Origin of the sequence: Kitasatospora sp. MAP12-44 (genome assembly GCF_029892095.1) — a bacterium.
Classification (GTDB): Bacteria; Actinomycetota; Actinomycetes; order Streptomycetales; family Streptomycetaceae; genus Kitasatospora.
Map to the genome: position 1 here is coordinate 8,065,790 of NZ_JARZAE010000004.1, position 26,871 is coordinate 8,092,660.

A 26,871-nucleotide genomic window follows, 5' to 3' on the forward strand; every position below is an offset into this window, starting at 1 on the left:
TGTTGATCCTTCAATATTCCGATCTTCCGAACCAGCGCTACTCGTCCGCCCCGTCCGCCTCTACCGCTTCGTCTGCCGCGCCCGCCGGCTGGGAGCTCTTCAACTCGGCCTCCAGCTCGGCGACTCGGGCCTCCAACCGCTGGACGTCCGCGGCCGCCTCCCGGTACGCCTCCTTGTGGCGCTTGGCGACGGCCGACAGCGTGTCCACCCGGTCCGCGAAGGCGTCCCGCTCGGCAGCGAGCGGGTCCGCCACCTGGAAGGCCACCGCCCCCGCGATCCAGTCCGCCCACTCGTTGATGCGTTGGTGGCCGGCGGCTCCGTGCAGCGCGATGTCCTGGAGGCCGGCGAGCATCGCCGGGCGGATGGTGTCGGCGATGCGCTGCTGCAGGCCGGGCTGCTTGGTCACAGCTGCTCCTGGGTGACAAGGCGGATGGCTACGACGACCGCGCGGTCCGGGCGGTGTCGGGGTGACGATCTTCCCACGCGGCGGCGGCCGCCCTCCCGGCCCCCAGTGACCGGGCCAAACCGCCGGGTCACGGTCAGCCCCCGTAGACCTCCCGGCACAGGCTTCCCTGCCCTGAGCCCGCCGCCCACTGGCCGTAGCGTTCGGCGGCCCCGCACATCCCCGCCCCGGCGAGCTCCGGCGCCAGCGGCTGGTCCGCGCTCGGCGCCGACCCGCCGCCGGCCGTGTCCTGACTCCCGTTCCCCGGCGCCGACCCGCCGCCGTTGCTCCTGGGGCTCGGTGGGTCGGTGTGTCGCCGAGCTGCCGGTGACCTGGAGCCGCCGCGCCGCGCCGAGGTCGCCGCCTCCGAGGCCACCGCGCTCGCGTCCGGACCCGGTGACGGGCTGCCGCCCAGCGTCCTGAGGTGCTGGACCGCGCTGACCGAACCCGAAGCCGAAGCCGAACCCGAAGCCGACGGCGACGCGGACGCCGGTCCGCCCGGCGAGGGCGTGGCCCGCACCAACGTGGCCCCCTGCGGATCGGGCCCGCCCGGCCCGCAGGTCGACAGCAGCGCCGCCAGTGCCGCCACGCCCAGCACCGCGGGCACACCCCAGCGCTTCGCGCGCCGGCGCAGCGGGCTCACGATCGGCGCCGGATGGGTCAGCGTTCGCGGCAGCGGCGTGATCGGCATGGCGATGGGCCAGGGCGCCGGCGTCGGGCCGGTCGTCGGTCCGGTCGTCGGTCCGGGCATCGGTGGCCAGCCGGTGCCCGCGGCGCCGGCCGGGTCCCACGGCTCGTGAAGCTCGTCCATGCCCCGTTCAACGAGCGTGCGGGCCACCGGGATGCGAGCCCACCAGGCCCCCCGGGGCGCGAACAGGCCTGCTCACGCCCCCCTTCACCCGCGCGCGCGGGACGGTGGGCGGCGGCCCCAGCGGATGCCGTACCCGGCCCTCCCGGACTAGCCTGAGCCAATGAACATCGCCGACCTGCTGCTGGACGCGTTCGGCCGGGTCCAGGAGGTCGTCCACGAGGTGGTGGACGGCCTGACCGCCGATGAAGCGGCCACCCGGCTGGACAGCCGGGCCAACTCGATCGGCTGGCTGGTCTGGCACCTGACGCGGGTTCAGGACGACCATGTCGCCGAGGTCGCGGGCACCGAGCAGATCTGGACGGCGCAGCGCTGGGCCGACCGGTTCCAGCTCCCCTTCCCGCCCGGCGCCACCGGCTACGGCCACACCAGCCGCCAGGTCGGCGCTTTCCGCGTCGACCCGCCGTCCCTGCTCACCGGCTACTACGACGCGGTCCACGCCCACACCGTCGACTACCTGAGCGGTCTCAACGGCACGGCCCTCAACCGCATCGTCGACGAGAGCTGGAGCCCGCCCGTAACCCTGGGCGTCCGCCTGGTCAGCGTCCTCACCGACGACCTGCAGCACGCCGGCCAGGCGGCCTACATCCGCGGCGCCCTGGGCCGCTAGCCCCGACGCGGAGGAGCGGAAAGGGTGGACGGGGCGGCTGCGCGCTTCTAGGATCTGGCGACGCTCCGGCTGGCCGGTGGGCTCCGAGCGTGGTCGGGTGGCGGGGGCTCCGCTGCCTGTGGGTGCTGGTGGCCGGAGGCGTGCGATGGATCGGCAGGACCGTGAGGCGGCTCGTCGGGCACTGGCGGCCGTGGGGGGCAGGTTGGTCCGGCTGGTACGTGCCGCTGACCCGGACGCGCAGGTGGGCGACTCGGACTGGCGGGTGGCCGATGTCGTGGTGCACCTGGCGCATGTCTTCCTCGGCTTCGGCGAGGCCGCGGGCGGCACCAGCGGGCAGTTCGCCCGCTATGTGTCGGACGAGCCGGACTTCCACACCCGGCTGGCCGGCGTGAACGGCACGCTGATAGCCGAGTTCGACGGCGCCGGGCGGTCGCTGTCGGAAGCGATCGAGATGGTCGAGTCCGGCATCGGAGCCTTCCTGGCCGCGACCGCCCGACTCGACCCCGCCGCTGCGCTGGAGACCCCTTGGTACGGGCTCGGCGTGACCCGCACACCGGACACGCTCACCGCGCTGGCGCTCGGCGAGGTGCTGGTGCACGGCCTGGACATCGCCCGCGCGACGGGGGAGCCGTGGCGGATCGAGCGCGCGGAGGCCGCCGTGGTCGCGGACGAGGTCTTCGTGCAGATGCTCCCGCTGATGCTCACCGACGCCGGGCGGCAGGCCGAGCTGTCGTACCGGATCCACTGGCGCGGCACGCGCTCGCCGGGCCTGGTGGTCCGGCTCAGCCGCGGTGCGGCGACCGTCGCGCGGGCCGGGCGGCGCGAGTCGGTGGACTGCCGGCTCTGGGCGGATCCGGCGGCCTTCCTGCTGGTCGGCTACGGCCGCTCCGGAACGTGGCGCGAGGTCGCGGCCGGCCGGATCCTCGCCTGGGGCCGCCGCCCGTGGATCGCCACCCGCCTGCCGGAGCTGTTCTGCCGCCCCTGAGCGCCGGGTGGGTGAGTCAGCGGCCCACGGGCGCGTCGTGCAGGCCGAGTCGCAGGTGCTCGACGTGGAAGAGCGCCTGGTCGAGCAGCTCGGCGACGTGGTGGTCGTACAGCGCGTAGACGATCGAGCGTCCGCGCCGCTCGCCGCTCACCAGGCCCAGGTTGCGTAGCAGCCGCAGTTGGTGCGAGCAGGCGGACGGCTCCATGTCGACGGCCAGTGCGAGGTCGCCGACCGAGCACGGGCCTTCGTTGAGCCGGGCCAGGATGCGCAGCCGGGAGGGTGTGGCCAGGGCCTGCAGGGTGGCGGCGACGTCGGCGGCCCCCACGGTGTCCAGCCGTTCGCGGGTGGTGGCGCTGTTCTTGGCTTCGACTCCGTGGCCCATGGCGACCATCTTACCGATCACATATGAAGACCTGTTCAGATGTTCCTGTACGGTAGTGGGTGCCGCTTGTCCCCATGCCCGTGAAGGGTCGTCCCGCCATGCCTTCTGTCGTCGTCCAGCGCCCCGAGGCCGTTGCCGCACCCGGCCCCGTGCCCGCCGCGCCGCGCCGCCGCACCCGGGTGTTCGCGCTGGTGGAGGCCCGCTGGGCCGCCGCCGCGCTGGTGCTGTTCCTGCTCGCGCTGCCGCTGCAGCTGACCGGCGCGCCGAGCTGGAGCTGGGGGCCGCTGTACGCGCTCGCCTATCTCGCGGGCGGCTGGGAGCCGGCCCTCGCGGGGGTGCGGGCGCTGCGCGAGCGGACGCTCGACGTCGACCTGCTGATGATCGTCGCCGCGATCGGGGCCGCCGCGATCGGGCAGGTGATGGACGGAGCGCTGCTGATCGTCATCTTCGCCACCTCGGGAGCGCTGGAGGCGCTGGCCACCGCCCGCACCGCCGACTCGGTGCGCGGCCTGCTGGACCTGGCGCCCACCACCGCGACCCGCCTGGCAGCCGACGGGAGCGAGGAGACGGTGGCCACCGAGGACCTCGCGGTCGGCGACACCGTGCTGATCCGCCCCGGCGAGCGGGTCGGCGCCGACGGCCGGGTGCTGGACGGCGCCAGCGAGGTGGACCAGGCCACCATCACCGGCGAGCCGCTGCCGGTGGCCAAGGGGGTCGGCGACGAGGTCTTCGCCGGAACGCTGAACGGCACCGGCGCGCTGCGGATCGTGGTCGAGCGGGACGCCGCCGACTCGGTGATCGCCCGGATCGTGGCCATGGTGGAGGAGGCGTCCGAGACCAAGGCGCCCACGCAGCTGTTCATCGAGAAGGTCGAGCAGCGCTACTCGCTCGGCATGGTGGCGGCGACCCTGGCGGTGTTCGCGATCCCGCTCGCCTTCGGCGCCGACGTGACCACCGCGCTGCTGCGGGCGATGACGTTCATGATCGTCGCCTCGCCGTGCGCCGTGGTGCTGGCCACCATGCCGCCGCTGCTGTCCGCGATCGCCAACGCCGGTCGGCACGGTGTGCTGGTGAAGTCCGCCGTGGTGATGGAGCGGCTCGGGCAGGTCGACGCCGTCGCGCTGGACAAGACCGGCACGCTCACCGAGGGCACCCCGCGGGTCACCGAAGTCCGTCCGCTGCCGGGCGGCGGGCTGAGCGAGGACGCCCTCCTTGCTCTCGCGGCCGCTGTCGAGCATCCCAGCGAGCACCCGCTGGCCCGCGCGATTGTGGACGCGGCCCGCACCCGCGGCCTGGTACTGGCCGCGGCCGAGGACTTCGGCTCCACCCCCGGCGTCGGCGTCACCGCCACCGTCGGCGGCCGGGTCGTCGCGGTCGGAGCCCCGACCCGCCTGCTGGACCAGCCCCACGACGAGCCGCACGACCAGCCCCACGACCTGGTCCGGGAGTTGGAGGAGGGCGGGCGCACCGCCGTCGTCGTCGAGCTGGACGGCCGACCGGTCGGCGTCCTCGGCATCGCCGACCGCCTGCGCCCCGGCGCCGCCGCCACCGTCGCCGCCCTGGCCGCCCTCACCGGCTCCGCGCCGATGCTGCTCACCGGGGACAACGCTCGCGCCGCCACCTGCCTGGCGGCGGAAGTCGGCCTGTCCGACGTTCGCGCCGGGCTGCTGCCGCAGGACAAGGTCGCCGCCGTCCAGGAGCAGGAGCGCGCCGGGCGCCGGGTTCTGCTGATCGGCGACGGGGTCAACGACGCCCCGGCGCTGGCCGCCGCCCACACCGGTATCGCGATGGGCCGGGCCGGCTCCGACCTCGCCTTGGAGACCGCCGACGCCGTCATCGTGCGCGACGAACTCGCCACCGTGCCCACGGTGGTGGCGCTCTCCCGGAGCGCCCGCCGACTGGTGGTGCAGAACCTGGCCATCGCCTCGGTGTTCATCTGCGGGCTGATCGTCTGGGACCTGGCCGGCCGGCTGCCGCTGCCGCTGGGCGTCCTCGGCCACGAGGGCTCCACCGTCATCGTCGGCCTCAACGGCCTGCGGCTGCTGCGCGAGGCGGCGTGGCAGCGGGCGGCGGCGACTACCCGGTAGCCTCCCCGGCCGTCCGCGTCGCCAGCGCGGTGAAGGCCTGCGCGGCGGCGCTGCGGTAGCCGGCCTCCCGCCGCAGCAGCGCCACCGTCCGTGCGGGGAGCGGGGGTTGGACGGCCACGAGGTGCAGTCCTGGCTGCTCGCGGGCGATCGCTTCGGGCAGCACGGTGGCCAGCGCGCCGCGCCCGACGATCTCCACCAGCGCGCTGATCGAGTTGGCCTCGACGGCGACGCGCGGTCGCACCCCGTGCTCGGCGAAGTAGTCGTCGATATGCCGGCGGGTGGCGAAGTCGCTGCTGAGCAGCGCGAGTCGGTGACCGCCCAGGTCGTCGACCGGGAGCGGCTCGCGGCGGCCCGCGCAGGGGTGGGCGCGGCCGACGACCAGGCCGAGGGTCTCGGTGAACAGCGCCCTGGCCGCGATACCCGGCCGGTGCGCCCCGTCGAAGGCGATGCCCAGGTCGAGCTCGTCGCCCAGCAGCGCCGACTCGATCTGATCCTGCGTCAACTCACGGATCTCCAGGGAGATTCCCGGGTGCTGTTGATGGAACTCGGCGGCCAGCGGGCCGATCAGGTAGGCGGTGAAGGTCGGCGTCATGGCCAGCCGCAGGGTGCCCTGCGAGAGGTCCCGGACGTCCAGCACCGCGCGCTCGGCCGCCGCCAGCTCCTGCAGGGCGCGCCGGGCGTACCGGGCGAAGGCCTCGCCGGCGTCGGTCAGCCGCACGGCGCGGCCCGAGCGGTCCAGCAGCTGCACCCGCAGGGCCTGCTCCAACTGCTTGATCTGCTGCGACAGCGTCGGCTGCGAGACGTGCAGTGCCTGCGCGGCGCGGGTGAAGTTGGCGTGCTCGGCCACGGCGAGCAGATACCGGAGGTGGCGCAGTTCCATGCCCACCACTATAGGCAGCACCAATGATTTCCATCCACACCACGACTTGGACGCTATAGCCCCAGCTCATGCACAGTGGAGCCATCGACCGAACGGCCGACCCGAACGGCAGGGAGTGACCCCATGCAGGAGCTCGCAGCAGGAATCCAACGCTTCAGGCGCGACGTGTACCCGGCCCGCGCGGCGCTCTTCGAGCGGCTCGCCACCACCCATCGGCCGAACGCGCTGTTCATCGGCTGCTCGGATGCCAGGGTGGTGCCGGAGCTGATCACCCAGCGCGAGCCGGGTGAGCTGTTCGTCATCCGGACGGCGGGCAATCTGGTGCCGCCGTACGGGCCGGGCGCGGACGGTGTCGCGGCGAGCATCGAGTACGCGGTGAGCGTCCTCGAAGTCGCCGATGTGATCGTCTGCGGGCACTCCGCCTGCGGTGCGATGACGGCGCTGGCCGGCGGCGGCGACCTGTCCGAACTGCCTGCCGTCGCCGGTTGGTTGCGCCACGCGACCGTTGCGCCCTCGGCAACCGGCACGGTCGCCGCGCTGGTCCGCGAGAACGTCCTCGACCAGCTGGCGAACCTGCGGACCCACCCGTCGGTCGCCCGGGCGCTGGCCACCCGCCGACTCACCCTGCACGGCTGGGTCTACGACATCGGCTCCGGCGCCGTCGCCGAACTCGACGCGGCCAGCGGACGTTTCGCCGAACTCGTCGCCGCCGACTGACCAAGCCGCCAACCGGCCGCGCCGCCAACCGGCCGCGCCGCCAACCGACCGTGCCGCCAACTGACCACCTCGTACTCTCGAACCCGCCAACTCCCGTTCCACGAAAGGACCCACCCCGTGATCCACGCACAGACCGACCCGCAGGCCCGTCAGCAGCTCGCCATCCAGGCCATCGAGGCCAAGACCCGCAAGGACCTCAGCTGGAAGGAGCTGGCCGCCGCCGCCGGACTCTCGCCGGCCTTCGTCACCGCCGCCGTGCTCGGGCAGCACCCGCTGCCCGCCGACGCGGCCAAGGCCGTGGCCGAGCTGCTCGGCCTGGACGAGGACGCCGCCCTGCTGCTGCAGACCATCCCGGTGCGCGGCAGCATCCCCGGCGGCATCCCCACCGACCCGACCATCTACCGCTTCTACGAGATGCTCCAGGTCTACGGGACCACCCTGAAGGCCCTGGTGCACGAGGAGTTCGGTGACGGCATCATCAGTGCGATCAACTTCAAGCTGGACGTGAAGAAGGTCGAGGACCCGGACGGCGGCCACCGCGCCGTGATCACCCTGGACGGCAAGTACCTTCCCACCAAGCCGTTCTGACACACCGGGCGGGCCGGGAGCGGATCCACCCCGGCCCGCCGGCCACCCGGGCGGCGGACCACGAGTGGCGGGCGGTGCTGACGGCCCATAGCGTCGATTCGGCGGACGCGTACGCGATCGGCGCGTTGACCGCGGTGCCGCGGATCCTGGAAAGCAGGTTGGCACGTATGCCCAGAGCACGGGCTCTTCACCTGGCGAGCATGGCCGGCGGAATCGTTCTGGCACTGGGGGTGGCACCGCCCGCGCACGCCACCGCCCACGCGGCGGGGAGGTGGCATCTGGTCAGTCCGGGCGAGTCGATCCAGGCGGCCGTCGACAGTGCGAGCCCGGGGGACACGATCCTGCTGGGCCCGGGCACCTTCGACGGAAGCGTCGACATCACCGTCTCCGGACTGACCCTGCGCGGGGTCGGCCGCCACAGCGTGGTCTCGCCGGCCGCGCAGCCCTCCGCCAACGCGCCCGCCAACGCGCCCGCCAACGCGCCCGCCAACGCCTGCGCCGCCGCCGGCCACGGGATCTGCGTCACCGGAACGGCGGGCCACCCGGTGACGGACGTCCGGATCGAGTCGCTCACCGTCTCCGGCTTCCCCAAGAACGGCATCTCGGGCTCGGAGACCGACCGGATGACCGTGCGCGACGTGCTGGCGCAGGACAACGGCGAGGAGGGCATCGCCCAGGAGAAGTCCACCCGCGGCCGACTGGTGGACAACACCGCCCGGCGCAACGGTCAGGCCGGCGTCTTCCTGGCCAACATCGCCTACGGCAAGGGCGGGGCGCTCGACACCCAGGGCGCCGTGATCGCCGGCAACGACCTCTCCGACAACCGGATGGGCGTGGTGGTCCGGCGGGTGCGCGACCTCACCGTCGAGCGCAACACCATCAGCGGCAACTGCGGCGGGGTGTTCGTGGTGGGCGACGACGGGCGGCCGCGGGCCGGCGCCCTGAGCGTGCGCGACAACCAGGTGGAGGGCAACAACAAGTACTGCCCGGCCACCTCCACCCTGCCGTACGTGCAGGGCGTCGGCGTCGTGCTGACCGGCGTGGAGGACACCCTGGTGACGGGCAACGAGGTCCGGGACAACGTCGGCGCCTCGCCGATGTCCGGCGGGATCGTGCTCTTCCGCAGCTTCGTGGGCGGCGCCAGCACCGGCGTCACCGTCCGGGACAACACCGCCCTCGACAACGGACCGGCCGACCTGGCCGACCGGGACACCGTGCTCGGCGAGGCCTTCGCCGCCAACGACTGCCGGGTCTCCGAACCGGCGGGCCACTGCTGAGCGTCCGCTCGCCGGCCGCCCGGTCGCCCGCCCGGGCGGCCGGGCGGTCTTCACCGTCCGCATTCCCCCCTTCCCAGGAGAAAGACGGCCTTCATGATCACCGCACCCTCCACCACCACCACCACCCCCTCCACCACTCCCTCCACTACCGCGCCCACCCCCGTCGGTGCACCGCCCCCCGCCATGCGGCTGCGCGAACTCGTCTTCGGCGCCGCTGTGGCGGCCGCCGTCCGCGCGGCCGCGCGGCTGCGGATCGCCGACACCCTGGGCGACAGCCCGGCCAGCGCCGAGGAGCTGGCCGCCGAGCTGGACATCGCCCCGCAGCCGCTGCACCGGCTGCTGCGGGCGCTGTCCTGCTACGGCGTCTTCGCCGAGACCGGCGACGGCCGCTACACCCACACCGAGATGTCCCGGCTGCTGCGCGAGGATTCGCCCGACAGCCTGCGCTACATCTCCCTGTGGTGCACCGAGCCGTGGACCTGGGAGGCCTGGCCACTGCTGGACGAGGCGGTCCGCTCGGGCAAGGACGTCTTCGCCGGCCTCTACGGCAAGGGCTTCTTCGACTACCTGCACTCCGACGCGGGGGACTCGGCCCGGGTCTTCGACCAGGCCATGACGCACTCCAGCCGGCAGTCCGCCCAGGACCTCGCCGACTACGTCGACCTGGCCGGCGTCTCCAGTGTGGTGGACATCGGCGGCGGCCAGGGGCATGTGCTGGCCAGCCTGCTGGAGAAGGACGAAGCCCTGCTCGGCACCCTGCTCGACCTCCCCAAGGTGGTCGCCAACGCCGACCCGCGGCTGCGCGAGGGCGGCCCGCTGGCCCCGCGCGTCCAGCTCGTCCCGGGCGACTGCCGAACGGCCGTCCCGGTCCGGGCCGACCTCTACGTCATCAAGAACATCCTGGAATGGGACGACGCCAGCACCCGCAAGACCCTGCGCAACATCGTGGAGTCCGCGCGGCCCGGCGCCCGGGTGATGGTGGTGGAGAACCTCATCGACGACAGTCCCTCGATGCGCTTCACCACCGCCATGGACCTGCTGCTGCTGCTCAACGTCGGCGGCGCCAAGCACTCCAAGGACAGCCTGATCGCCCTGATGACCGAGGCCGGTCTGACGGTCGGTGAGGTCCGCCCGGTCAACGCCTACCTGCACGCCTTCGAGGCCGTCGTCGGGTAGGGCGGGGAGCCGCCAACGCCGTATGGCCCGCCACCGGGGAGTCGGTGGCGGGCCATACGGCGTCGGTGGCGGCGGTCAGTTGGCGCTGCCGCGCTCCCAGCGGTAGAACTCGCGGGCCATCGCGTCCTTCGGCTCGCGCCAGGTGGCCGGGTCGTAGGCCTGCACGAACGCGGCCAGGCGCTCGCTGACGTCGCGGAACTCCGGATGGCCGGCCAGCTTGGCGACCGCGGGGCCCGGCGGGCGCTCGGCTTCGATCAGGTGCAGGTAGAGGTCGCCGAACTGGAAGAGGCTGCGGCCGGTGACCCCGATCAGGTGGGGCAGCTCCCCGCTGTCGGAGGCCGCGAAGGTGTCGGCGATCTCCGAGGCGGTGTCGGGCCGCATCCGGGCGACGATGAGCGCGCGGTGCATATCTGACATCCCTTCGTGCATACAGAGGAGAACGTGCGGGCCCGGGCGGGCCCGCACGGCGGCCGGCTCAGCGCGGCATGGTCGCGGGGGTCTCCTTGGCGTGCTGCTCCACCTTGTCGCGGATCAGCTCCATCTGGATCCGCGAGTTGCGGTTGATGTGCTCGGTCATCCCGGCGTCGTCGACCGGCGCGGTGGGCTTCATCCGGAAGTCCTGGATCCAGCGCATCGACGTGCCGCCCGGGACCTCGTGGTACTCCCAGCGGATGCTCATGTGCTCGAACGGGCCGGTCTCCACGCGGCGCGCCTCGACCGTCAGCGACTGCCGGTCGGCCTCCCGTTCGGACACCCAGCTCCAGACCTTGCCCTGCTCGTCCGGGTGCATGGTCAGCCGGAAGGTGACCCGGTCCCCGTCGCGCTCCAGCACCTCGACCGAGGCGTACTCGCTGAACAGCTGCGGCCAGCGTTCGAGGTCGTTGGTGAGCTCCCAGGTGAGGTCCACGGGCGCCGAGATGGTGATCTGGTTGTCGGTGTGTCCGGTCATGTCAGGCTCCAGAGGTGAGTTGCGGGTTGACGAGGTCGAGGAACTCGTGCGGGGTCTTGCAGGTCTCCGGGTCGTTGCCGATCGACAGACCGAACCGGTTCTCCAGCTCGGACACGATGCCGAGCAGGCCGAGCGAGTCGAGGCCGTAGTCGACGAAGGCCGACTCGGGGTGGCTCTCCATCTCCCACGGGTCCACCGAAAGGCCCGCCCGAGCCTTCATCAGGGAGGCGAGGTCTTCGAAGGTCACAGGGCCGTTCATCTGGGTGTCTCCTTTGTGGATGGGGGCGCGGACCGCGCGGGTCACGCCCGTTCGTCCGGGGCGCGCCGCAGCACCAGCGCCGAGTTGCAGCCCATCAGGCCCCGGCTGAGCACCAGCGCGGTGCGCAGCGGGATCTGGCGGGGGTGCCCGGTGACGAGGTCGAGGTCGTGGCGCACCTCGGTGACATTGGGGGTGGGGGGCACCACGCCGTGCTCCAGGGCGAGCACCGCCGTGGCCACGTCCAGCGACGAGGCCGCGGAGTAGGCCCGGCCGTACCCGGTCTTGGGCGCGGTCACCGGGACGTCGGCGGCGTGCTGGCCCAGCGCGTCGGCGATCGCCAGCGCCTCGGCCTGGTCCGCCGCCGGCACGCCCAGCGCGTCGGCGAAGACCACGTCGACGTCCTGGGCCGAGCAGCCGGCCTCCGCCAGTGCCTCGTGGATCGCCCGCGCCAGCCCCTGCCGGGAGCGCTGCCAGTCCCCGGTGCCGGTGAAGGTGGCGGCGTGGCCGGCCACCACCGCCCGCGCCTTGGCCCCGCGCCGGCGCGCCGCCTCCTGCTCCTCCAGGACGAACATCGCGCCGCCCTCGGCGGGGGAGAAGCCGCAGGCGTCCTCGGTGAACGGCAGGTAGGCCCGCGTCGGGTCCGCGGCCAGGCTGAGCTCGCGGGTAGCCGAGCTGGCAGACCACCGAGTACGGCGCCAGCGGTGCCTCGGTGGCGCCGGCCACCATCGCGTCGGTGCCGCGCCGGATCGTGCGGCAGGCCTGCGCGAAGACGTCGAGCCCGCCCGCCTCGTCGTTGGCCAGCACCCCGCACGGTCCCTGGAAGCCGCCGCGGATCGAGATCTGACCGGTGCTGGCCGCGTAGAACCAGGCGATCGACTGGTACGGGCCCACGAAGTGCGGCCCCTGGCCCCAGAGTTGCTGCAGCTCGGTCTGGCCGAACTCGCCGCCGCCGGAGCCGGCCGCGGTCACCACGCCGATCGCGAACGGCGCCTTCGGGTCGGCGGCCAACTGGGCGTCGGCCAGGGCCAGATCGGCCGCGGCCATCGCGAAGTGCGTGAAGCGGTCGGTCTGCACCAGGAACCGGCTCTCGATCAGCCCGGCCGGATCGAACTCGTCCACCTCGCCGGCTACCCGCAGCGGCAGCTCGGTGCAGCCCTCGCGGGAGACCGGGCCAAGCACCGTCCGGCCCTGCTGCACGGCCTTCCAGAAGGCGTCGGTCCCCACGCCGTTCGGGGCGACCACCCCCAGACCGGTGACCACCGCCCGCCGGTGCGCCGGCTGCTGTTTCGGCTTCATGTTGTTCTCCCGTCCTCTAGCGCCAGTACCACCGCGGACTGGAAACCGCCGAAGCCGCTGCCGACCGAGAGCACGGTCCGCAGCTTCGCGCTGCGCGCGGTGCGCGGCACGTAGTCGAGGTCGCAGTCCGGATCGGGGGTGTCGTAGTTCGCCGTCGGCGGCACCACGCCGTTGGCCAACGCCAGTGCGCAGGCCACCAGTTCGATCGCCCCGATGGCGCCGAGCGAGTGGCCGACCATGGACTTGATCGAGCTCATCGGCACCTCGAACGCATGGGCGCCGAGCGAGCGTTTGACGGCCGCCGTCTCGTGCCGGTCGTTCTGCTTGGTGCCCGAGCCGTGCGCGTTGACGTAGTCCACCGCGCTGGGATCGAGCCTGGCCTGCTCGAGGGCCCGGTCGATCGCCTCCGACATCTCCCGGCCCTCGGTGGTCAGGCCGGTCATGTGGTAGGCGTTGCCGAAGGTCGCGAAGCCGCGGATCTCGCAGTAGATCCGGGCGCCGCGGGCGCGCGCGTGCTCCAACTCCTCCAGCACCAGCACGGCCGCGCCCTCGCCGAGCACAAAGCCGTCGCGCTCGGCGTCGAAGGGGCGCGAGGCGTGCGCCGGGTCGTCGTTGCGCGTCGAGGTCGCCTTGATCGCGTCGAAGCAGGCCACCGTGATCGGCGAGATCGGCGAGTCCGCGGCCCCGGCGACGATGATGTCCGCCTTGCCGTCCTCGATGGCGTGGAAGGCGTGGCCGACCGCGTCGAGTCCGGAGGTGCAGCCGGTGGAGACGGTCTGCACCGGTCCGTGCGCGCCGACCGCCTCGGCCACCTCGGAGGCCAGCGCGCTGGGCGAGAAGGCCCGGTGCAGATGCGGCCCGGCGCCGCGCGCGTCCACGTCCCAGCGGTCGCCCGCCGCGCTGACCGCCACATAGTCGTGCTCCAGGCGGGTGGTCCCGCCGACGGCCGAGCCCAGCGACACGCCGACCCGCCACGGGTCCTGCAACGCGAGGTCGAGCCCCGAGTCGCGGACCGCCTCGGCGGCCGCCGCCAGCGCGAACTGCACGTAGCGGTCGGCGCGTTGGGCCCGCACCGGGTCCAGGCCGCAGGCCACCGCGTCGAAGTCGCACTCCGCGGCGATCCGCGAGCGGAACCCCTCGGGGTCGAAGAGAGTGATGCCCCGGGTCGCGGTCTGCCCAGCGGTGAGCAGATCCCAGAAGGCGCGCACGCCTATGCCGCCGGGAGCGACCACGCCCAGCCCGGTGACCGCCACCCGGCGGGTCACGCCCTCGCCCCCAGCTGGTCGGCGTCCATGGTCTCCTCGGTGTCCACGTGGCCGAGCTCGGGGCGCGGTGCCAGCGGCCCCAGGTGGAAGACCATCCGCGCCTCGGTGGCGCCCACGTTGCGGAAGCGGTGGCGGACCTCGCGGGGGATCATCAGCCCCTGGTCGGGCCGCAGCGGGTGGCTCTCACCGTCGAGGTCCACCTCCAGAGATCCGCTGACGACGAAGACGAACTCCTCGGAGTACGGGTGGTAGTGCTCGCCGATCCGCTCGCCGGGCTGGATGATCGCCAGGCCCATGAAACCGCTGGTGGCTCCCACCGACGTCGGGGTGAGCAGGGCGCGCAGGTCTCCGCCGCGCCGGCGGTTGGGTTGCGTCTCGTCGAGGTGCACGATGCGTGCGGGCTGAGTGGTCATGGTCGCTCTCTCTGGTGATCGGGGAAGTCGCAGGCGGGCGGTCGGTGGGTCAGGAGTCCTGCGCCTGGCGGTCGGTGACCGGTTCCATCGCGCAGGCGGCGAGGAAGCGCCGGACGCCCTCCTCGGTGCTCAGGTCCCCGTCCGGGCCGAGGTCCAGCAGCCGGGCCAGCTCGCCGGCCGCCTCGCGCAGGCCAGGACCGGCGGCCGTCTCCCGGTGCGGCCCGCGCAGGTCGACGATCCGCACCAGCAGGTCCTGGCTGAGGAACAGCGTCGAGGCGGCCAGCGGCTGCGCCGGGTCCTCGGCCGCCCGTACGTCCAGCTCGGCCAGCAACCGCGCCGCCGCCGCGCCGCAGCCCGGGCGGACGGTGTGCAGGAAGGCCCGGCGGGTGAGCTCGCCGCTCAGGCCGGGCTCGGGGTCGACGCGATGCGCGGCGGGCAGCGCGGCGCGGGCGAAGAAGGCCCGCGCGGAGGACGGGTCGGTGAGGTCGCGGGCCTCCTCCAGGTACGGGTTGACCGCCTCCTCGACGGCCCGCACCTCCGGCTGGGAGGCCACGTGCCGCAGCGCGTTGCCCAGGTCGCCGGCCACCTCGACGGCCCGCACCACTCGGTTGCCGTGCATGAAGAGCGAGGTGCGCAGCAGCTGGGTGGTGCCGTCCACGCGCGCCTTGGGCGAGCGGTAGCCGGCCAGGATCCTGGCCACCTCCGGCTCGCTGCCGGGCTTCACGGTGAAGGTCAGCGCGTGCCGCACCACCCCGGCGCTGGCCAGCGGGGGGTGCGGGATGGGGTCGGCGCTCGCTCCCTGCGCCCGGCCGGTGCGCTCGGCGGCCGGCTTGCGAGTGCCGGGCTCGGGCGTCTCGCGGGCGATGACGAAGCGCAGCGAGTGGGTGTCGCGCACACAGCCGTGCAGCGGCTCGACCATCTTGATGTGGGCGGGGCTCTCCACCCAGTCCAGGAACGGTTCGGCGCTCTCCCACTCGCTGGTGATCAGCCACTGCGAGGAGTTGCCCAGCGACTGGCAGAGCTGGTCGCTGACATGGCCGGGGACGTCCGCCACCTGGTGGCGGATCTGCTCGTAGGCGGCCAGGAACCGCTCCTGGTGGCCGTCCAGGACGTCCAGCAGCAGCACCACCCGTAGCCGGGGCGTCTCGACGGCGGGGATCGGGGATTGTCGGTCGTACAGGGTGGTCACGTGCTCGTTCCTCTCGAGTGCGGCGAGGGTCGGCGCACTCGAACGCTGTCCCGCTGCGGCGCCGACGCTGTGGATCGCATGCGTTCGATGCTTACGCACCGCGACGTAACCCGCGCGATGCGTGAGTCGTGCGAGTGAAGATCCGGTCAAGCAGGTCGCGGCGGGGAATAGAGATGCGCAGCCGGGGACGACCGTCGTGAGTCCGCGCGGTACCCGCTTGACCCGTCTGGAGAGAGTTCATGACGTCGAAGGTCGACGATCGCGTGCCCGTCCTGATCGCCGGTGGTTCGCTGGTGGGGCTGTCCGCCTCGCTGTTCCTGGGCCGGCTCGGTGTGCCGCACCTGCTGGTGGAACGGCACGCGCGGACCTCGCACCACCCGCGCGGGCGCGGCAACAACGTGCGCACCATGGAGCTGTTCCGCACCGCCGGGGTGGAGCCGCTGATCCGCGAGGCCGCCTCCGTGCTGGCCGAGAACCACGGCATCCTGCAGGCCGACACGCTGACCGGCGCGGACCAGGAGTGGCTGTTCAAGAAGATCGACCCGGGCGGCGCGCTGTCCCGGCTGAGCCCCTCGGGCTGGTGCCTGTGCAGCCAGAACGACCTGGAGCCGGTGCTCCTGCGCAGCGCCCGCGAGCTGGGCGGCGAGCTGCGCTTCGGCACCGAGCTGGTCTCCTTCGAGCAGGACGACCGCGGGGTCACGGCGCAGCTGCTGACCCGGGAGACCGGCGAGACCCGTACCGTGCGGGCCGACTACCTGATCGCCGCGGACGGTCCGCGCAGCCCCGTCCGGGACCGGCTGGGGATCGGCCTGACCGGGCAGGGCGACTTGTTCCACAACGTCAGCATCACCTTCCGGGCCAAGCGGCTGGCCGAGGCGGTGGGCGACCGCCGGTTCATCGTCTGCTACCTGACGAACCCGCAGAGTCCCGGAGCGCTGCTGCCGGTCGACAACGAGCGCGACTGGGTCTTCCACGCGCCGTGGCGCCCCGACGACGGCGAGACGCTGGAGGACTTCACCGAGGAGCGCTGCATCGAGCTGATCCGCACCGCGACCGGCGTGCCCGACCTGGAGCTGGAGATCACCGGCAAGGCGCCCTGGCACGCCGCCGAGCGGGTGGCCGAGAGCTACGGCAGCGGCCGGGTCTTCCTGGCCGGCGACTCGGCGCACGAGATGTCCCCGACCGGCGCGTTCGGCTCCAACACCGGCATCCAGGACGCCCACAACCTGGCCTGGAAACTCGCCGCGGTGCTCGCCGGCTGGGCCGGCCCGGGCCTGCTGGAGAGCTACGACGCCGAGCGGCGCCCGGTGGCGCTGGCGACCAGCGCGCGGGCCTCGGTGCGCTCCGCCGAGCACCGCCACCCCGGCTACGACGTCAGCCCCGGCACCGGCCGGCAGGCCGGCATGCTCGCCGTGGTGCTCGGCTACCGCTACCCCGCCGGCGCGGTGCTCGGCACCGTGCCCGACGGCCCGGCCGTCCCCGAGGACTTCAGCCCGGTCGCCGAGCCCGGCGGCCGCGCGCCGCACCTGTGGGTGCACCGCGCCGGGGTCCGGATCTCCACCCTCGACCTGTACGAGCGGGCGCCGGTGCTGCTCAGCGGCCCCGGCGGTGCGGCCTGGCACGCCGCCGGCCTGCGCGTCGCCGAGCGCACCGGCACGCCGCTGGACTGCTACCGGGTGGGCCACGGCGCCGAGCACGAGTTGTCGCCCGAGCCCGGCCCCGACTGGGCCGGGCTGCACGGCATCGAGGCGGACGGCGCGGTGCTGGTGCGCCCGGACGGGTTCGTGGCCTGGCGCTCCACGGCGGGGGCCGGCGACCCGGAGCAGGTGCTGGCCCACGTGCTGCGCAGCGTCTTCAGCCGCCAGTGACGCGGGGGCCGCTACCGGGTCAGGGGCTGACCCGGTAGCGGCCCACCATGCCGCCCATCATGTGGTGCACGACATGGCAGTGGTAGATCCAGTCGCCCGGGTTGTCCTCGGTGTACTCGATGGTCACGGTGGTGGACGGCGCGATGATCTGCGAGTCCACCCAGCCCTGGTAGCCCTGCGGGCTGCGCCAGCGGTGGCCGTGCAGATGGAAGACATGGGTCTCGTTGCCCAGCGCCGCGATCCGCCAGCGCACCCGCTCGCCGGCCTTGGCGGTGAAGGTCGGGGTGTTGTCGACGAACGCGCCGCCGTTGAAGAGGTTGAGGCCCTGCGCGAGCGAGGGGATGTCGCCCGGTGTGGCGTCGTGGCAGAAGAGGACGAACTCCCGGTCCACGGCGGGCGTGTGGCGGTCGGTGACGGCGATGACGCCGAACAGGCCGAGCTCCGCGCCGATCTCCATCACCGGCATCTTCGGCTTGGCGCCGGGGACTTGGATGGCCTGCGGCACCGAGTGGTCGTGGTAGGGCCAGGTGCCCACCGAACTCGGGCGGCAGATCCAGGTGTAGGTGTAGTCGGCGCCGAACGGGACAGCGGTGCCCGGGCGTTCGGTGTCGTCGGCGAGCCAGCCGCCGTCGTTGTCCTGGTCGTACCAGACCCCGTGCGGGTGCAGGCTGTGCGGCCAGCGGTAGTGCTCGTCGTTGTTGCGGAAGTGCACCCGCAGGGTGTCGCCGACCTCGGCGCGCAGCACCGGCCCCGGGATGCCGCTGTTGTCGCCGATGCCCTGCGGGCTGGCATCGGCGTCCAGCGGGCGGCCCCAGTCGGCGGTGTAGGCGCGGAAGCCGACCGCCCAGAAGGTGGTCTGATCGGCCGTGAAGCGCATGCCCGTCATGCCGTCCTGGCCGTTGGGCACCGCGTTGTGCTGGAAGGAGTCGGCCTGCAGCCAGTACTCGCGGACCCGGCCGCCGGGCCGGACCTCCTCGGCCGCGAAGGGATCGGCCTCTGCCTGCGCCGTGGCGCCCAGCTGCGCGGTGGCCGCGAACCCGGCCAGCGCGCCGCCGCCCAGCAGGGTGCGCAGCACGGTCCGGCGGCGGTCGTCGTGGGTCTTCTGGTGCGCGCGGTCGACTGGCATGGCGTCCTCTCGGGGTGGTGGGGAGGCGGTTGGCCGTCCACGGCCGACTCGCTCGGCGGGAGACTAATCGGACTTAGCGCACTATTGGGGCCACCACTCTGGAGTGTCGCCCAGTCGGCCGTGACGCCTCCTAGGCTCACGGCATGCGTATCCTCTTCACCTCGACCGAGGGCTCCGGCCACTTCCACCCGCTGGTCCCGTTCATCGATGCCTGCACGCGCCGCGGGGACGACGTCCTCGTGCTGGTCCCGCCGAAGCTGGAGGCGACCGTCGCGGCCCGTCCGCAGCCCTACCGGATCGGGGGCGCGCCGCCGGCCGCCGAGACCGCGGCGCTCTGGGAGCGCTTCCCGAAGGTGTCGCGCGCGGAGGCCAGTGTGATCGCCAATCGCGAGCTCTTCGGGCGGCTGTTCACCGCCGCGCTGCTGCCGGCCGTCGAGCAGGCCTGTCAGGAGTGGCGGCCCGACCTGGTCCTGCACGACCCGTGCGAGTACGCCTCGGTGGTGGCGGCCGAGCGGCTGGGCATCGCGCACGCCCAGGTCGCGATCTCGCAGGCCGAGGCCGAGTCGGGCTCGCTGCGGATCGCGGCGCCCGCGTTGGAGCCGTACGGCGGCCGGATCGTGGAACGGCTGCGCGAGACCCCGTATCTGACGCGCTTTCCGGCCTCGCTCGACCCCTCCCCGTACCCGCTGACCCACCGCTTCCGGGAGGCCGCCGAGGTCGCGGCTCCCCGTGAGCGCCCGGCGCGCTGGGGCGGCGACGGCCGGTTGCCGCTGGTCTACCTGAGCTTTGGCACCGTCGCGGGCGGGCTGCCGGTGGGCGCCGCGGCCTGCCGGGCCGCGCTGGCGGCGGTGGACGGCCTGCCGGTGCGGGTGCTGCTGACGCTCGGGCACGCGGCGGAGGCGGCCGAGCTCGGGCCGATTCCCGCCAACGTCCAGGTGGAGGGCTGGATCCCGCAGGCCGAGGTGCTGTCCGAGGCGGCCCTGGTGCTCTGCCACGGCGGCTCGGGGACGACCTTCGGCGCGCTGGCGGCCGGGGTGCCGCTGGTCGTCGTGCCGCTCTTCGCCGACCAGCCGGCGAACGGCCGGCTGGTGCAGGCGGCGGGGGCCGGCCTGGTCGTCACGCCCACCGGCGGGGAGCCCGGCGCGATGGGCGTGCCGGGGCCCGAGGACGTCCCGCGGATCCGCGAGTCGGTGCAGGCGGTGCTCGCCGACCCCGGCTACCGCGAGGCGGCGCAGCGCCTGGCGCAGGAGATGCGGGCCACCCCGAGCGTCGACGAGCTGCTGGACGGGCTGCTGGCGCGTTAGCTGCCGGCTCGTTAGGGGAGGTGCTCGGCCGCGATCTCCTCGACCGCCGCGCGGGCCCGTTCGGCGTCCGCCGGCACCAGGGAGAGGCGGGTGCGGCGGGCCAGGATGTCGTCGGTGTCCAGCGCGCCCTCGTGGGTCAGCGCGTACTCGACCTCGGCCCGGGTGACGTCGATGCCCGGGGCGATCTGCTCCAGCGGGCGGGCCGAGCGGGAACCCTCGCGCACGGCGGCCGAGGCGCCGCCGTGCCGGGCGATCAACGAGGCGGGCAGCGCGGCGTCGGTCGGCGGCCGGCTGCCGCTGTGCTCCGGCGCGCCGACCAGCGGCAGCCGGCGGGTCCGGCACGGCCCGGCCTTCAGGCCGCGGGCGCGCAGGGCGGCGTCGACGGCGTCCTCGGCCATCGCCCGATAGGTGGTCAACTTGCCGCCGACCACGGTGATCACGCCCGAGGGCGACTCGCGGACGGCGTGCCGGCGCGAGAGGTCGGCGGTGTCGCCGCCGCCCGCGTCGATCAGCGGCCGCAGGCCCGCGAAGGAGCCCCGGACGTCGTCGCGGGTCAGCTCGCGGCGCAGCGCGGTGTTGATCGTCGCGAGCAGGAAGTCGATCTCGCCGACGGTGGGCTCCGGCTCGTCCGGGACCGGGCCGGGGGCGTCCTCGTCGGTCAGGCCGAGCACCACCCGGCCCAGCTGCTGCGGCAGCGCGAAGACGAAGCGGCTGGTCGAGCCGGGCACCGGGACGGTGAGTGCGGCGGCGGGGTGGCCGAGCGCGGCGGCGTCGAAGACCAGGTGGGTGCCGCGGCTGGGGCGCAGCTTGATGGAGTCGTCCACCTGGTCGGCCCAGACGCCGGTGGCGTTGATCACGGCCCGGGCCGCGACGGTCAGTGAGCGGCCGGTGAGCGTGTCCACCAGCCGCGCCGAGTCACCGGTGACCTGCTCGGCGCGGACCCGGGTCAGGATCGAGGCGCCGTACTGCGCGGCCGTCCGGGCGATCGCCACCACCAGGCGGGCGTCGTCGATCAGTTGGCCGTCATGGGCGACCAGCGAGCCGCGCAGGCCCGCGGTGCGGACGGCCGGCACCAGCGCGGTGGTCTCGGCCGCGTCCACCCGGCGGGCCCGCGGCAGCACCGAGGCGGGCGTGCGGGCGGTGGCCCGCAGCGCGTCGCCGGCCAGGAAGCCGGTGTGCACCAGCGCGGCCTGAGCACGGCTCATCGTCGGGAGCAGCGGCACGAGTTGGGGCAGCGGGCGGATCAGGTGCGGGGCGGTGCGGGTCATCAGGATGCCGCGCTCCACCGCGCTCTCCCGGGCCACCCCGACCCGGCCGGAGGCCAGGTAGCGCAGGCCGCCGTGCACCAGCTTGGAGCTCCACCGGCTGGTCCCGAACGCCAGGTCGCGGGCCTCCACCAGGACGGTGCGCAGCCCGCGCGAGGCCGCGTCCAGCGCGACGCCCGCGCCGGTGACGCCGCCGCCGATCACGAGCACGTCGATGGCGCCGGCGGCGTCGGCGAGCGCGTCGAACTCCTCGGCGCGGCGGCGGGCGTTGAGGACGGTGGTGCCGGCGTGCGAGGTCATGGGCGCAGGTATCCGTTCAGGGCGGTGGCCAGTTCGCGGCGCCAGGCCGGCTCCGGCAGCAGCTGGGCGATCATGCGGTGCGACTGGACGGTGGACTGGGTGATCAGCAGCACCATCGCGGCCAGCTCGGTGGGCTCTCCGGGGCGGATCGAGCCGTGCCGCTGGCCGAGTTCGAGCGCCTCGCGCAGGGCGTCGAGCAGGCCCTGCTGGCTGGTGCCGAGTCGTTCGACCACGTATTCGAGCAGGACGTCGGAGTCCGAGCGCAGCAGCGCGCCGAGCACCGGGTGGTCGCGGACCTGGACGGCGGTCTCGACGACCCAGGCGACCACCGACTCGCGGTCGTCCCCGGCCCGGGTGACGCGCTGCTGGGTGCTCTGGATCTCCCGGGTCAGCAGCGCGCCGATCACCGCGCGGACGTCCGGCCAGCGGCGGTAGACCGTGGGCCGGCTGACCCCGGCGCGGCGGGCGATCTCGGCCAGCTGGGTGCGGCGCAGGCCGAGGTGGACGACCAGCTCGGCGGCCGCGTCGAGGATCGCGTCGTCGACGCTGCGGGCGGGCTGGGCCTCTTCGGGCTCTGCGTGACTACTTGACATGATGTGGAACACTGTAACGCATGCCCTCTGACACGCACCCCACACCCGCCCCGGCGGCGGCCAAGCTGCCGCTCCCGCCGATGAGCTGGGACGCCTGGGGTGACCCGGCCCTGGCCAAGCCGCTGTCCGACGACATCAAGGGCCTGCTGGGCCAACTGCTCGGCGTCACGCCGCAGGACACCGCCGCCCCGACCGCCGACGAGGTCGTGCTGCGCCCCTGCGCCCTGCCCGCCGAGGACCTTGCCGCGCTGGCCCGGATCGTCGGCGAGTGGAACGTCAGCGCCGCGGACGCCGACCGGCTGCCCCGCGCGGGCGGCAAGTCCACCCCCGACCTGCTGCGCCGCAAGAGCCGCGAGCCGCAGGACGCGCCCGACGCGGTGGTGCTCCCGGGTACCGAGGAGGAGATCGAGGCCGTCCTCGCGCTCTGCGCGCGTCGGCGGATCGCGGTCGTCCCGTTCGGCGGCGGCACCAGCGTGGTCGGCGGTGTCGACCCGCTGCGCGGCGTCTTCGGCGCCGTCATCTCGCTGGACCTGCGCCGCTTCGACGCGCTGCTCGCGCTGGACGAGGTCTCCGGCGAGGCCGTCCTGGGCGCGGGCCTGACCGGTCCGCAGGCCGAGGAGCTGCTCGCCGGGCACGGCTTCGAGCTCGGCCACTACCCGCAGAGCTTCCGCTACGCGACCATCGGCGGCTTCGCGGCCACCCGCTCCTCGGGCCAGAACTCCGCCGGGCACGGCCGCTTCGACGACATGGTCCGCGGCCTGCGGGTGGTCACCCCCGCCGGCGTGCTCGACCTCGGCCGGGCCCCCGCCTCGGCCGCGGGGCCCGACCTGCGCGAGCTGTTCATCGGCTCCGAGGGCACCCTCGGCGTGATCACCGCGGTCCGGCTGCGGGTGCACCCCGTGCCGGCCGTCAAGGTCCACGAGGCCTGGAGCTTCCCCGACTTCGCCACCGGCGCCGCCGCGCTGCGCGCCGTCGAGCAGCAGGGCACCGGCCCCACCGTGCTGCGGCTCTCCGACGAGACCGAGACCGCCGTCAACCTGGCGATGACGGACAAGATCGGCGGCGACCAGGTCACGGCCGGCTGCCTGGCCGTCACCGTCTTCGAGGGCAGCGCCGAACTCACCGCCGCCCGCCATGAGTCGACCCGCTCGGTGCTGCTGGCGGCTGGTGGCACCTCGCTCGGCGAGGCGCCGGCCAAGGCCTGGGAGCACGGCCGGTTCAACGCGCCGTACCTGCGCGACTCGCTGCTTGCCTGCGGCGCGCTCTGCGAGACGCTGGAGACCGCCACCGACTGGTCGAAACTGGCCGAGCTCAAGACGGCGGTGACCGCCGCGCTGCAGAGCGCCCTGCAGGAGAGCGGCAGCACCTCGCTGGTGATGTGCCACATCTCGCACGTCTACCCGACCGGCGCCTCGCTCTACTTCACCGTGCTGGGCGCCCAGTTGGGCGATCCGATCGCGCAGTGGGCGGCCGCGAAGACCGCCGCCTGCGACGCCATCATGGCGGGCGGCGGCACCATCACGCACCACCACGCGGTCGGCTCCGACCACCGCCCGTGGATGCGCCAGGAGGTCGGTGAGCTCGGCGTGGCGATCCTGCGCGCCGTCAAGAACACCGTCGACCCGACCGGCATCCTCAACCCCGGCAAGCTGATCCCGTGACCACGGCGCCGGTCCGGCGGGCGATCGCGTCCGCCGTGGTGCTGACCAACCCTGCCGCCGGCGGCGGCCACGCGGCCCGGGCCGCCGAGCGGGCGATCGCCCGGCTGCGCGAGCGCGGGGTGCAGGTGCGGCCGGTCACCGGCACCGACCCGGCGGACGCCCTTCGGCTGGCGCGCGAGGCGGTGCTCGGCGAGGCGGACGTCCTGGTGGTGGTCGGCGGCGACGGCATGATCGCCCTCGCCCTGCAGGCGCTGGCGGGCAGTACGGTGCCGCTCGGCGTGATCCCGGCCGGCACCGGCAACGACCACGCCCGCGAGTACGGCCTGCCGCTGAAGAACCCCGAGGCCGCCGCCGACGTGATCGCCGAGGGCCAGGTGCTGACGGTGGACGTCGGCCGGATCGACGCCGCCGACGGCAGCACCCGCTACTTCGGCTCGGTGCTCGCCACCGGCTTCGACTCGCTGGTCAGCGACCGCGCCAACCGGCTGACCTGGCCACGCGGCCGGATGCGCTACAACCTGGCCATGCTCGTCGAGTTGGCGGGCCTGCGCCCGCTGGCGTTCCGCCTGGTACTGGGCGACGGAACGGTCGTCGAGGAGCAGCTCACCCTCGCCGCCGTCGGTAACACCCGCAGCTACGGCGGCGGCATGGCGGTCTGCCCCGGCGCCGACCCCGCGGACGGCCTGCTGGACGTCACCCTGGTGCGCGCGATGCCCCGGCGAACACTGGTCCGGTTCTTCCCGACGGTCTTCAAGGGCACCCACGTGCGCCGCTCCGAGGTCGCCACCTACCGCACGGCCGCCCTGCGCATCGAGTCGCCCGGCATCAACGCCTACGCCGACGGCGACTACGCGGGCCCGCTGCCGATCGACGTGACCGTCCTGCCGGGAGCACTGGGCATCCTGGTCCCGTCGGCCGTCTAGGCTGCGCTGCTTGTGGTGCGCCGTCGCTGACGGCGCACCACAAGCACGGTCTAACGTAGCGAACGGTTGAGCGCGAACGTCAGCTGCGCGGCCACGTTGGGCACCCCCGCTTCGGTTGCCTCGGCCTTGAGGGCTTCGGCGACGGCTCGCACGCGAGCCAGCCGCTCGGGGATCGCGGCCTCGCTCCTGATTTCCTGCAACACGGTACGGGCGGCTTGCATGAGGCCGTTCCCCCAGGCCACCTCGTGCCCCTGGGGCGGCTGACCCTGCAGGGCCATCGTCTGCGCGCTCTGCAGGATGCTGAAGGCATTCCTGATGAACGGGACGGTGGTATTGCCGGCGAGTGCGAGGCCTTCCTGGTACGCCTGGTTGACGACGTTGCGAAAGATCTCCGGCACGGGCGCAGTGGCCTCGATCGGCGTGAGGGGGGCCTGCTGCCCCGCACGCGCCTGCTGTGCACGCGCCTGCTGTGCACCGTGGAATGCTTCGTTCGACCAGTCGCTCAGCAGTCCCGCGTCCCGGCGCAGGTTGGCGAAGCCGGTCAGGCTGGGGCCGAAGGACCGCATTTCGAGCGGAACGATCGGTACGCCACCGACCATGTCGAGTCCGTCCAGCTCTGTCATGCCTCCGAATGCGTCGCTCTGCGATTCATCGCCTGTCCCGAGCGCCGACCTGGCGTAGCGGTCGAGGTAGCGGGCCTGTTGTTGCGGGAAGGGCGGGGGCTGGTTCTCGGGGAACGGGTGCACCTGACCGTACTGCGTCCGGAAGAGCCCGATGACGAGGGTGGCATTCGCTGTGAGATATCTCCGGGAGGCAGTCGAGAGGGTGCGGCCGACTTTGTCGAGGCTGACTCTGGACAGTGCGGCCGTCTTGTTCTTCATCTGCCCCTGCGCGAACTGCCCATCGGTGCGCAGGCCGTCGGTCAGTGCGGCCAGCTGGGTGTACAGCAAGGCGCCGAAGCCCCGCAGTTCCTCCGGGTCCCTCGGCGTCGCGTCATTGACATTGGATTGGACGAACCTCTGCGCCAGCTGAGTGCCGAACTGGATCGACTGGGCGAGGTGCAGGTGGGAGTCGTGTCTCGGGCTGATCCGGATCTTCCTCCCGCCGGGGTTCAGGGGCTCCGGCTCATTGAGTGCGTGGGCGAAGAAACCGGCCATGCCGTGCAGTGGGACACCGACGGTCTGGTGGGCGAACAGACCGTCCCCCTTGTCCCGTTGGCCGCTCCGCTCGTTGTGCGGGTTCTCCGGTGCCACTCGGGCCTGCTCGTACCCGGGCTGTGGCGTGTAGCCGGCGCTGGTCGGGAAGATGCTCTGCATCTCCTTGTCGCTCGTCGACGAGGCTACCTGGGGCTGGTAGAGCCGCGCGTGGGCCTGCTCAAGGTTGTCCAGCGTCGTGGCGAGCGACGGGTACCTGCTCTCCTCGCCCGGCAGCGCCGCACTCGGGTTGGCCACGAATTCCGCGTTGGTGTAGGTGCCCCCGCCAGGGAGATTGCGCAGGTCCGAAACCAGTTTGATGCCCTGACGCTTGTGCTTCATCAACTCGTGGCCCGTACTGTCCTCTTCACGCACGGGCGTGCCGTCCGCTTTCACCACGGGTCGGTCGACCTCGATCTCCAGCCCGATCGCACGCTGCACGGCCGGCGCCTGGCCGGCCTCGGAGCGGGCAGCCGCGACCTCACCGCCGCCGTGCGTCGCAAGCCCGCCGGGGGAGGATCCCATCACCCGCCTGGCGTTGCTCTCCGCCTCCCGCTCGAACCTGTCGGAGGGGTCGGACACCCGCAGCCCGGCCCCGTTGTCGGTGCCGGCGACGCTCCCGGCGCGCTGCTGGATGACATGGGTGAGCTCGTGGGCGAGGGTGTGCGAGTCGCCGCCGCCCTCGCCGATCACGACATGGCTGCCGGACGTGTAGGCCCGGGCACCGACTTCGGCGGCGGAGGCGCGGGCGGCGGTGTCGGTGTGGAGCCGTACGTCGGCGAAGTCGGCGCCGAGGCGGGACTCCATGTCGGTGCGGGTGGCGCTGTCGAGCGGTCGACCGCCGCTGCGCAGGACGTCGTGCACGGCCGAGCGCTGCACCTGCGGTTGTTCGGTCTGCTGGTGGCCGCAGCCGGCGTCGTGCTGGTGCTGCTCCTGGACGTGACCGGACTGCTTGAGCAGCTGGACGACGGCCGCATTGCCGGCGGCGCGATGCAGGGCGAGGAGACCCTGCGGAGACGGTTTCCCCGTGCTGAGACCGGGTCGGCCCGCCGCTGCGGTGAGAGGTGGTGTCCGGGCGTTCGCGGCTCGGGCTTCGGGCTGACTGGCATTGTCTCGTGCGCGCATGTGCTTCTTTCCTACAGGAACTGAACTCTCTCTGGATATCCGGAGCGCGGCCGGGGAAGCCAGGTGCGCGGGGGCAGCGTTCGCTGCCTCATAGGGTTGCAGCGGGTCCCCGTGTTCGGCGCGGCGCGGG

Annotated in this window: 26 protein-coding genes and 1 pseudogene; 13 read left to right on the plus strand and 14 right to left on the minus strand. The window is 73.5% G+C overall.

The window, feature by feature from the left end; genetic code table 11:
• Positions 1–37 precede the first annotated feature (37 nt).
• On the minus strand, positions 38–406 hold the full coding sequence (locus P3T34_RS36285; protein WP_280670561.1) for a hypothetical protein: 369 nt from the start codon (positions 404–406) through the stop codon (positions 38–40).
• Between the two features lie 344 nt (positions 407–750).
• Here P3T34_RS36285 and P3T34_RS36290 point away from each other — a divergent pair, with 344 nt between their 5' ends.
• From P3T34_RS36290 to P3T34_RS36300, 3 genes are all read left to right on the plus strand, one after another.
• Complete coding sequence (locus tag P3T34_RS36290; protein ID WP_280670563.1) at positions 751–1,242, plus strand: hypothetical protein; 492 nt, start codon at positions 751–753, stop codon at positions 1,240–1,242.
• Between the two features lie 171 nt (positions 1,243–1,413).
• Complete coding sequence (locus P3T34_RS36295) at positions 1,414–1,920, plus strand: DUF664 domain-containing protein (RefSeq protein WP_280670565.1); 507 nt, start codon at positions 1,414–1,416, stop codon at positions 1,918–1,920.
• Positions 1,921–2,065: 145 nt separating this feature from the next.
• Entirely contained in the window at positions 2,066–2,905 is an 840-nt protein-coding gene (locus P3T34_RS36300; protein ID WP_280670567.1) for a maleylpyruvate isomerase N-terminal domain-containing protein, read from the plus strand.
• 16 nt (positions 2,906–2,921) lie between these two features.
• Here P3T34_RS36300 and P3T34_RS36305 read toward each other — a convergent pair whose 3' ends face one another.
• A complete protein-coding gene (locus P3T34_RS36305; RefSeq protein WP_280670569.1) occupies positions 2,922–3,287 on the minus strand; it encodes a metalloregulator ArsR/SmtB family transcription factor in 366 nt (121 codons plus the stop codon).
• Between the two features lie 98 nt (positions 3,288–3,385).
• Here P3T34_RS36305 and P3T34_RS36310 point away from each other — a divergent pair, with 98 nt between their 5' ends.
• Positions 3,386–5,374, plus strand: coding sequence for a heavy metal translocating P-type ATPase (locus P3T34_RS36310; protein WP_280670571.1), 1,989 nt, complete (start codon positions 3,386–3,388; stop codon positions 5,372–5,374).
• On the opposite strand, the gene cynR is transcribed toward P3T34_RS36310, so the two are convergent.
• Complete coding sequence (gene cynR / locus P3T34_RS36315; RefSeq protein ID WP_280672614.1) at positions 5,364–6,260, minus strand: transcriptional regulator CynR; 897 nt, start codon at positions 6,258–6,260, stop codon at positions 5,364–5,366. The two genes, P3T34_RS36310 and cynR, sit on opposite strands and share 11 nt — an antisense overlap.
• A gap of 117 nt (positions 6,261–6,377) precedes the next feature.
• On the opposite strand from cynR, the gene P3T34_RS36320 reads away from it, so the two are divergent.
• The 4 genes from P3T34_RS36320 (at position 6,378) to P3T34_RS36335 (ending at position 10,012) form a co-directional block, all read left to right on the plus strand.
• Positions 6,378–6,971 (plus strand): carbonic anhydrase, encoded by a 594-nt coding sequence (locus tag P3T34_RS36320; protein WP_280670573.1) that lies wholly within the window; start codon positions 6,378–6,380, stop codon positions 6,969–6,971.
• Between the two features lie 117 nt (positions 6,972–7,088).
• A complete protein-coding gene (gene cynS / locus P3T34_RS36325; protein WP_280670575.1) occupies positions 7,089–7,559 on the plus strand; it encodes a cyanase in 471 nt (156 codons plus the stop codon).
• 200 nt (positions 7,560–7,759) lie between these two features.
• Positions 7,760–8,836: a right-handed parallel beta-helix repeat-containing protein gene (locus tag P3T34_RS36330; RefSeq protein ID WP_280670577.1), complete on the plus strand. Its 1,077-nt coding sequence runs from the start codon at positions 7,760–7,762 to the stop codon at positions 8,834–8,836.
• Positions 8,837–8,929: 93 nt separating this feature from the next.
• The gene (locus tag P3T34_RS36335; protein ID WP_280670579.1) at positions 8,930–10,012 is read left to right on the plus strand and encodes a methyltransferase; all 1,083 of its coding nucleotides are present in this window, start codon (positions 8,930–8,932) and stop codon (positions 10,010–10,012) included.
• A 75-nt stretch (positions 10,013–10,087) separates the two neighbouring features.
• Here the strand turns inward: P3T34_RS36335 and P3T34_RS36340 are convergent, their stop codons facing one another.
• The 7 genes and pseudogenes from P3T34_RS36340 to P3T34_RS36370 all read right to left on the minus strand — a co-directional run bounded on the left by P3T34_RS36340 (position 10,088) and on the right by P3T34_RS36370 (position 15,383).
• Positions 10,088–10,420: a TcmI family type II polyketide cyclase gene (locus P3T34_RS36340; RefSeq protein ID WP_280672615.1), complete on the minus strand. Its 333-nt coding sequence runs from the start codon at positions 10,418–10,420 to the stop codon at positions 10,088–10,090.
• A 67-nt stretch (positions 10,421–10,487) separates the two neighbouring features.
• A complete protein-coding gene (locus P3T34_RS36345; protein ID WP_280670581.1) occupies positions 10,488–10,961 on the minus strand; it encodes an SRPBCC family protein in 474 nt (157 codons plus the stop codon).
• A gap of 1 nt (position 10,962) precedes the next feature.
• Positions 10,963–11,220, minus strand: a complete 258-nt coding sequence (locus tag P3T34_RS36350; RefSeq protein WP_280670583.1) for an acyl carrier protein — start codon at positions 11,218–11,220, stop codon at positions 10,963–10,965.
• A gap of 41 nt (positions 11,221–11,261) precedes the next feature.
• Positions 11,262–12,516 (minus strand): annotated as a pseudogene (locus P3T34_RS36355) (beta-ketoacyl synthase N-terminal-like domain-containing protein).
• The gene (locus P3T34_RS36360; protein WP_280670585.1) at positions 12,513–13,781 is read right to left on the minus strand and encodes a beta-ketoacyl-[acyl-carrier-protein] synthase family protein; all 1,269 of its coding nucleotides are present in this window, start codon (positions 13,779–13,781) and stop codon (positions 12,513–12,515) included. Before P3T34_RS36360 ends, P3T34_RS36355 begins: the two are co-directional and overlap by 4 nt.
• Positions 13,778–14,194, minus strand: a complete 417-nt coding sequence (locus tag P3T34_RS36365) for a cupin domain-containing protein (protein ID WP_280670587.1) — start codon at positions 14,192–14,194, stop codon at positions 13,778–13,780. The genes P3T34_RS36360 and P3T34_RS36365 overlap by 4 nt, the downstream gene beginning before the upstream one ends.
• A gap of 49 nt (positions 14,195–14,243) precedes the next feature.
• Positions 14,244–15,383 (minus strand): SchA/CurD-like domain-containing protein, encoded by a 1,140-nt coding sequence (locus tag P3T34_RS36370; RefSeq protein ID WP_280670589.1) that lies wholly within the window; start codon positions 15,381–15,383, stop codon positions 14,244–14,246.
• Positions 15,384–15,622: 239 nt separating this feature from the next.
• On the opposite strand from P3T34_RS36370, the gene P3T34_RS36375 reads away from it, so the two are divergent.
• Positions 15,623–17,251 carry an FAD-dependent monooxygenase gene (locus P3T34_RS36375; RefSeq protein WP_280670591.1) on the plus strand — a complete coding sequence of 543 codons (1,629 nt, stop codon included), beginning with the start codon at positions 15,623–15,625 and terminating at the stop codon, positions 17,249–17,251.
• Between the two features lie 19 nt (positions 17,252–17,270).
• Here P3T34_RS36375 and P3T34_RS36380 read toward each other — a convergent pair whose 3' ends face one another.
• Positions 17,271–18,377: a multicopper oxidase domain-containing protein gene (locus P3T34_RS36380; protein WP_280670593.1), complete on the minus strand. Its 1,107-nt coding sequence runs from the start codon at positions 18,375–18,377 to the stop codon at positions 17,271–17,273.
• Positions 18,378–18,520: 143 nt separating this feature from the next.
• On the opposite strand from P3T34_RS36380, the gene P3T34_RS36385 reads away from it, so the two are divergent.
• Positions 18,521–19,681, plus strand: coding sequence for a glycosyltransferase (locus P3T34_RS36385; protein ID WP_280670595.1), 1,161 nt, complete (start codon positions 18,521–18,523; stop codon positions 19,679–19,681).
• A gap of 11 nt (positions 19,682–19,692) precedes the next feature.
• On the opposite strand, the gene P3T34_RS36390 is transcribed toward P3T34_RS36385, so the two are convergent.
• Both P3T34_RS36390 and P3T34_RS36395 read right to left on the minus strand, forming a co-directional pair.
• Positions 19,693–21,246, minus strand: coding sequence for a glycerol-3-phosphate dehydrogenase/oxidase (locus P3T34_RS36390; protein WP_280670597.1), 1,554 nt, complete (start codon positions 21,244–21,246; stop codon positions 19,693–19,695).
• Positions 21,243–21,839 (minus strand): helix-turn-helix domain-containing protein, encoded by a 597-nt coding sequence (locus P3T34_RS36395; protein ID WP_280670599.1) that lies wholly within the window; start codon positions 21,837–21,839, stop codon positions 21,243–21,245. Before P3T34_RS36395 ends, P3T34_RS36390 begins: the two co-directional genes overlap by 4 nt.
• Before the next feature lie 80 nt (positions 21,840–21,919).
• Between P3T34_RS36395 and P3T34_RS36400 the strand changes: the two genes are divergently transcribed.
• Complete coding sequence (locus P3T34_RS36400) at positions 21,920–23,500, plus strand: FAD-binding oxidoreductase (protein WP_280672617.1); 1,581 nt, start codon at positions 21,920–21,922, stop codon at positions 23,498–23,500.
• Positions 23,497–24,423, plus strand: coding sequence for a diacylglycerol kinase (locus P3T34_RS36405; RefSeq protein WP_280670601.1), 927 nt, complete (start codon positions 23,497–23,499; stop codon positions 24,421–24,423). The genes P3T34_RS36400 and P3T34_RS36405 overlap by 4 nt, the downstream gene beginning before the upstream one ends.
• Before the next feature lie 50 nt (positions 24,424–24,473).
• On the opposite strand, the gene P3T34_RS36410 is transcribed toward P3T34_RS36405, so the two are convergent.
• Complete coding sequence (locus tag P3T34_RS36410) at positions 24,474–26,480, minus strand: DUF4157 domain-containing protein (protein ID WP_280670603.1); 2,007 nt, start codon at positions 26,478–26,480, stop codon at positions 24,474–24,476.
• Here P3T34_RS36410 and P3T34_RS36415 point away from each other — a divergent pair.
• Complete coding sequence (locus P3T34_RS36415; protein WP_280670605.1) at positions 26,475–26,765, plus strand: hypothetical protein; 291 nt, start codon at positions 26,475–26,477, stop codon at positions 26,763–26,765. The genes P3T34_RS36410 and P3T34_RS36415 overlap by 6 nt on opposite strands.
• Positions 26,766–26,871: the final 106 nt, after the last annotated feature.